This window comes from Idiomarina sp. UBA4206 (assembly GCF_002383015.1).
GTDB lineage: Bacteria > Pseudomonadota > Gammaproteobacteria > Enterobacterales > Alteromonadaceae > Idiomarina > Idiomarina abyssalis.
Genome location: NZ_DFTS01000010.1, coordinates 1 through 6,037 on the forward strand (window position 1 = coordinate 1; position 6,037 = coordinate 6,037).

Below are 6,037 nucleotides of genomic sequence, written 5' to 3' on the forward strand. Positions count from 1 at the left end.
GTGCTCTTCCGATCTCGGAAACTGATTTACAAGAAGCACTGGATCGCCGTAAACCGGGTCAAAACCGTTACACCACGGCTCGCCGGGAGCATGACCAGGTAAAGATTCTTTCCGGTGTTTTTGAAGGTGTCACAACCGGCACGCCTATTGGTCTGCTGATAGAAAATACCGATCAACGAAGTCAGGATTACTCTGATATAAAAGATACTTTTCGCCCGGGTCATGCCGACTACACCTACCAGCATAAATACGGTGTAAGAGATTATCGGGGTGGCGGTCGTTCTTCCGCCCGTGAAACCGCAATGCGGGTAGCTGCGGGTGCTATAGCGTACAAACTGTTGCAGCAGCAGGGCATTGAAGTTCAGGCCGCGTTGACACAAATGGGTGATGTTGTGGCCAGTAACATTGACTGGCAGCAGGTACGTGAGAATGAACTGTTTTGTGGCGATGCCAATGCGGTGGAGCCTATGCAGGATCTTATTCGTCAACTGAAAAAAGAAGGCGACTCGGTTGGCGCAAAAATTCGCGTTCGGGCCACCGGTGTTCCGCCGGGTTGGGGAGAGCCGGTTTTTGACCGGTTAGACGCTGATTTAGCCAAAGCTCTCATGAGTATTAATGCGGTGAAAGCGGTCAGTATTGGCGACGGTTTTGACGTGGTCAGTCAGCGGGGCAGTGAACACCGTGATGAAATGACGCCGGACGGATTTTTGTCGAACCATGCTGGCGGCGTTTTAGGTGGTATTAGTAGTGGGCAACCTGTGTTTGCCGATATTGCGTTAAAGCCGACATCCAGCATTGCCATTAGTGGCCGGACAATTGACCGCTGGGGCAAAGAGCAGGCTATCGTCACCAAAGGCCGTCATGATCCTTGTGTTGGTATACGTGCGGTTCCTATTGTTGAAGCTATGACCAGCCTAGTCCTGGCGGACCATTGGTTACGTCAGCGCGCGCACAACTTGTTAGCACAAACTGAAACGCCGGATATTAGTCGTTAAGCGGATATGAGTCAGAAGTCAGAACATCATTACCAGCGCTTAATTCAGGTGTTTAAGCGCTGTTTCAAAGAAGATTACAACACCTTATTGGTTGCAGGCGAGGACGAGCCTTATTATCAACCAGCAAGGCATGAAGGCGAGTATAACCAGGTGGTGTTCGCGCATGGTTTTTTTGCTTCAGCACTGCACGAAACGGCTCATTGGTGCATAGCCGGTGAAGCTAGGCGCAAGCAGTTTGATTACGGCTATTGGTATGAACCCGACGGACGAAATGAAGCCCAGCAAAAGTCTTTTGAGCAGGTTGAACGAAAACCGCAAGCGTTGGAATGGTTATTTTCATTATGCTGTGACTTTCCTTTTCAAGTCAGCGTAGATAATCTCAATGGCGTGGAAGTAGACAGGCAGGCTTTTACCGAAAAGGTGGCAGAGCAACTCACTCAATTGCTGGAAACTGATGCGCTACCAAAGCGTGCGGTAACGTTTGCAAAAGCGTTGTGTCGGGAGTTTAATTGTAGCTGGCCTAACCGCCAAAAAGTTCGTATTCATTATTAGTTAATAACAAGGAGTTACTTATGTTCTTAAGAGCGTTATTAGTTGCTATAGCGGTATTAGGCTTATCTGCCTGCGAAACGATAGAAGGCGCGGGGCGTGACTTAGAAAAAGCAGGCGAAGCGATTCAAGATGAGGCTAACGACGAATAAATAATGGAAGTGAGCAGTAAGCTGACCGTTGGTCTCATTATAAACCCCTATGCGGGGATTGGCGGCGCCTTAGCTTTGAAAGGAAGCGATGGCGCCGATATTCGCGAAAAAGCATTATCTGCCGGCGCTGAAAAAAAGGCATCGAAACGCGCAGAAACCGCATTACAATTACTCCAACCATACAAGCAACAGTTGAATTTTGTCACCGCTGAGAATGAAATGGGGGCAGACAGTCTAAATACCCTCGGCTTCTCTTTTGAGTCGGTTTATTCAGCTGCAGAATCACCATCTTCGCCTGAAGACACTAAAAAAGCAGTGTCAGCAATTATTGCTCACAAGGTCGATATCCTTTTATTTGCCGGAGGTGACGGTACCGCACGCGATATTTATGAAATGGTGCCTGAACAACAACTGGTATTGGGGATACCCGCCGGGGTAAAAATCCATTCTGGAGTGTATGCTATTAGCCCTACAGCCGCGGGGCGAGTTATTGAGAAAATTCTTCAGGGAGAGTTATCAAGTATTCATAATGCCGACGTTATGGATATTGACGAAGAGGCTTTTAGAAAAGGTACGGTAAAAGCCAGACGTTTTGGTGAAATGTCTGTACCGGCGGAGCTGGAATACGTTCAGGCAGTAAAAATGGGCGGCAAAGAAAGCGATGAACTGGTTCTGGACGATATTGCTGCAGAGGTTATTGAACGGGTTGATGATGAACTTTTAGTAATGGGATCGGGCTCTACGGTGGAAGCCGTAATGCAGGCAATGGGGCACGAGAACACTTTACTTGGCGTTGACCTGGTTCAAGACGACAACTTATTAGCCAGCGATGTTACTGAAAGCCGTTTGTATGACGAAGTGAGTCAGCATAAAACGGGAAGTATTAAATTGATTATTACCCTAATAGGCGGGCAAGGTCATTTATTTGGTCGGGGAAATCAGCAGTTGAGCCCCAGGGTAATTCGCCATATTGGTAAAGATAATATATGGGTCGTTGCAACTAAGACTAAGCTACAGGCACTGAACAATAAGCCGTTGCGGGTCGATACGGGCGATGCTGAATTAGACAGTTCGCGTTCAGGAACTATCCGGGTAATTACCGGCTACCACGACGAAGTTCTTATGCCGGTGGCAGCCGTCAATTAGTCTCTCTAATCTATTTAGAACTGAGACTTAGGCATATGGACCACTAAGCCGTCCAGCTCGTCAGTTATTTCTATTTGGCAGCTAAGCCGACTGTTTTCCTGTGGCTCCATGACCATATCGATCATATCTTCTTCCTGCTCTGACGGAGCAGGGAGCTTATCCTGCCACTCAGGCGGAATGTAGCAATGGCAAGTTGCACACGACATAACGCCGCCGCACTCTCCAATAATGCCGTCAATAAAGTTCTCGACTGCGGCTTCCATAACGTTGGTTCCCGAGTCGACTGTGGCTTCAAACTGATTCCCATCGGCATCGACGAAATAAACGGTTGGCATGATAAATTCTGTATCCTGTTTAAAAAATAAAAAGTGAACAACAAATTACGCGGCAATTAGGATAAAATACCTGCCTTTTAACCACAACGCCAAACTTTCAAGGTTTCTCATGCTGGAAAAGCTGTTTTCAATTAAAGCAAGTGGTAGTTCTGTTAAGTCCGAGATTATTGGTGGACTGACAACTTTCCTGACCATGGCTTACATTATCTTTGTTAACCCGTCTATTTTGAGCGAAACGGGTATGGATTACGGCGCTGTATTTGTCGCCACTTGTTTAGCGGCAGCTATTGGTTGTCTGATTATGGGGTTGTGGGCGAACTACCCAGTAGCACTGGCGCCGGGAATGGGGTTAAACGCCTTTTTCACTTACACCGTTGTATTTAGCATGGGGTATACCTGGCAAACGGCGTTGGGGGCTGTATTCTTCTCTGGTTGTTTGTTCTTTTTACTTTCTGCTTTTCGGGTGCGCGAGTGGATTATAAAATCCATTCCTACCACCTTACGTTTGGCTATAGCCGCCGGTATTGGTGCATTTTTGGCGTTAATTGGCTTGCAGAATGCCAACATAATTGTCGCCAACGACGCAACAATGGTGAGCTTAGGCTCTTTATCTGAGCCGTCTGTATTGCTGGCAGCAGCGGGCTTCTTCCTAATTATTGGTTTGGTTGCGCGACAAGTACAGGGAGCGGCGTTAATCAGTATTTTGCTGGTCACACTTATTGCCTGGGCAACGGGGTTAGTTGAATATAATGGTATTGTATCGGCCCCTCCAAGTCTGCTTCCCACCTTTATGCAAATGGACTTAGCGGCAGCTTTCGATATTGGTATGTTGTCCGTTATTTTTGCATTTCTGTTCGTGGACTTATTTGATACCTCAGGCACTTTGCTGGCCGTTGCACAAAAAGCGGGTCTGGCAAAGGCCAACGGTGAAATGCCCCGGCTGAATAAAGCGCTAATGGCGGACAGTACTGCCACCGTCGCGGGGTCAATGCTGGGTACATCAACCACCACCAGCTACATAGAATCTGCAGCAGGAGTTGCTTCAGGTGGGAAAACCGGGCTTGCTGCGGTGGTGGTCGGTATTCTCTTTCTTTTGGCAATGTTTTTCGCGCCGTTGGCTGGTATGATCCCAGCTTACGCAACCGCCGGGGCAATAATTTACGTTGCTGTTTTAATGTTGTTTACACTCAAAGACGTAAAGTGGGATGACATTACGGAGGCCGCACCTGTTGCTGTGGTTTTATTGATGACACCACTGACATTTTCAATAGCAGATGGTATTGCGTTAGGTTTTATCAGTTACGTTGTGGTGAAATTACTCGGCGGACGCTATCAAGATTTAACACCGAGCGTAATTTTCTTAGGCGCGCTTTTTGTCGCTAAATTTATTTGGTTAGGGTAACGAAATTATGGGATGGCATTCAAACCGCGAGTTTTTTGTATCATGGGAAGAGTTGCACCGTGCGACGCGTGAACTGGCGCGCCGTCAATTACCGGCGGAGCAATATAAAGGTATTATTGCGGTAAGTCGTGGCGGCCTGGTGCCAGCGGCTATTGTGGCGCGTGAGCTAAATATTCGTGTGGTCGACTGTGTGGCGGTGAGTTCCTATGATCACACCGAGCAACGAGACGACTTACAGGTAATGAAAGACGTTACCGCAACGACTGATGGTGAAGGCTTTTTGGTTGTAGACGATTTAGTTGATACGGGTAATACCCTGAAGTTCTTACGTGACCGCTTACCAAAAGCAAAGTTTGTTACGGTTTATGCAAAACCGGCAGGAATGGAATTGGTTGATGATTTTGTTGCTGATTTAGGACAAGACACCTGGATCCACTTCCCCTGGGACATGCACTTGCATTACATTGAGCCGTTGGCAGGGCAGGAATCTTAAAATTCTCCCTATTAAGGTAAAAAGGCCTGATAGCAAAACTATCAGGCCTTTTTCTTTGCTTATTGAGTTCAGAACTGCTGTTTAATGAAGTTAACGCAGTCGTCTAAACTGACTTTTTGCTTCTCGCCGCCTTTACGACTCTGGTACTCAACCTGGTTTTCATCCAGGTTACGTTCACCAACCACAACCTGATGTGGAATACCTATGAGCTCCATGTCTGTAAACATGACTCCAGGGCGCTCTTTACGGTCGTCAAACAGAACATCAATACCTTGAGCCTTCAAGTCTTCGTAAAGCTTCTCAGCGGCCGCCTGAACACGTGCTGACTTATGCATGTTCATTGGCACAATAACGACCTGGAAGGGCGCCAGGGCATCTGGCCAGCATATACCACGCTCGTCGTTATTCTGTTCTATTGCTGCAGCAACAATGCGCGATACACCAATACCATAACAACCCATAGTCAGAGTTTCATGTTTACCGGTTTCAGACAGTACACCAACTTTCATGGCATCACTGTACTTTGTGCCGAGCTGGAAAATATGGCCGACTTCAATGCCTCGGGCAATTTTCACTTTACCCTGACCACAAGGGCTTGGGTCGCCGGCAACAACATTGCGAATATCCACTACGGTAGAGTCCGGAGTGTCGCGCTCCCAGTTGACGCCCGTCAGCCAATGACCATTTTCATTGGCGCCACAGGCGAAATCGGCCAGGTGAGCGGCACTGCGATCAACCAGCAATGGGAGCTTTGACTTAACTACGCCAATGTAAGGCGCTTCTATACCCGTTGCTTTTTCAGTTTGAGTCAGTATTTCCAACGGAGCTGCGACTTGTTCGAGTTTTTCCGCTTTTACTGTATTCAGTTCATGGTCCGCGCGTAATACAAGTTGAATGTACTCGGCTTCAATGTCATCTGATGCTTTGACAATAACGGACTTAACAGCTTGCTGACTTTCTACAGA

8 protein-coding genes are annotated in these 6,037 nt (G+C 47.5%); 6 read left to right on the forward strand and 2 right to left on the reverse strand.

The genetic code is table 11. The features are described 5' to 3' along the window. The 4 genes from aroC to B3180_RS01930 all read left to right on the forward strand — a co-directional run. Window positions 1–995, forward strand: a 995-nt coding sequence (gene aroC, locus B3180_RS01915; RefSeq protein ID WP_414654009.1) for a chorismate synthase, incomplete at its 5' end; no start/stop codon positions are given. A gap of 6 nt (window positions 996–1,001) precedes the next feature. Next, on the forward strand, window positions 1,002–1,547 hold the full coding sequence (locus tag B3180_RS01920) for an elongation factor P hydroxylase (protein ID WP_199494214.1): 546 nt from the start codon (window positions 1,002–1,004) through the stop codon (window positions 1,545–1,547). Between the two features lie 20 nt (window positions 1,548–1,567). Then, the gene (locus B3180_RS01925; protein WP_074930774.1) at window positions 1,568–1,696 is read left to right on the forward strand and encodes an entericidin A/B family lipoprotein; all 129 of its coding nucleotides are present in this window, start codon (window positions 1,568–1,570) and stop codon (window positions 1,694–1,696) included. Window positions 1,697–1,699: 3 nt separating this feature from the next. After that, complete coding sequence (locus B3180_RS01930) at window positions 1,700–2,842, forward strand: ATP-NAD kinase family protein (protein ID WP_286842636.1); 1,143 nt, start codon at window positions 1,700–1,702, stop codon at window positions 2,840–2,842. 14 nt (window positions 2,843–2,856) lie between these two features. On the opposite strand, the gene B3180_RS01935 is transcribed toward B3180_RS01930, so the two are convergent. Then, complete coding sequence (locus tag B3180_RS01935) at window positions 2,857–3,177, reverse strand: 2Fe-2S iron-sulfur cluster-binding protein (protein ID WP_054488243.1); 321 nt, start codon at window positions 3,175–3,177, stop codon at window positions 2,857–2,859. Window positions 3,178–3,286: 109 nt separating this feature from the next. Here B3180_RS01935 and B3180_RS01940 point away from each other — a divergent pair, with 109 nt between their 5' ends. Beyond that, window positions 3,287–4,579 (forward strand): NCS2 family permease, encoded by a 1,293-nt coding sequence (locus B3180_RS01940; RefSeq protein ID WP_199494212.1) that lies wholly within the window; start codon window positions 3,287–3,289, stop codon window positions 4,577–4,579. A gap of 7 nt (window positions 4,580–4,586) precedes the next feature. Next, entirely contained in the window at window positions 4,587–5,072 is a 486-nt protein-coding gene (gpt, locus tag B3180_RS01945) for a xanthine phosphoribosyltransferase (protein ID WP_286842643.1), read from the forward strand. A gap of 68 nt (window positions 5,073–5,140) precedes the next feature. Here gpt and proS read toward each other — a convergent pair. Next, window positions 5,141–6,037 (reverse strand): proline--tRNA ligase (proS, locus tag B3180_RS01950; protein WP_286842645.1); only part of this gene is annotated, 897 nt, incomplete at its 5' end.

Bases quoted from the DNA above. Each gene is read 5' to 3' on its own strand.
- B3180_RS01920 (WP_199494214.1), top strand. From the start codon at position 1,002: ATGAGTCAGAAGTCAGAACATCATTACCAGCGCTTAATTCAGGTGTTT.
- B3180_RS01925 (WP_074930774.1), top strand. From the start codon at position 1,568: ATGTTCTTAAGAGCGTTATTAGTTGCTATAGCGGTATTAGGCTTATCT.
- B3180_RS01930 (WP_286842636.1), top strand. From the start codon at position 1,700: ATGGAAGTGAGCAGTAAGCTGACCGTTGGTCTCATTATAAACCCCTAT.
- B3180_RS01935 (WP_054488243.1), bottom strand. From the start codon at position 3,177: ATGCCAACCGTTTATTTCGTCGATGCCGATGGGAATCAGTTTGAAGCC.
- B3180_RS01940 (WP_199494212.1), top strand. From the start codon at position 3,287: ATGCTGGAAAAGCTGTTTTCAATTAAAGCAAGTGGTAGTTCTGTTAAG.
- gpt (WP_286842643.1), top strand. From the start codon at position 4,587: ATGGGATGGCATTCAAACCGCGAGTTTTTTGTATCATGGGAAGAGTTG.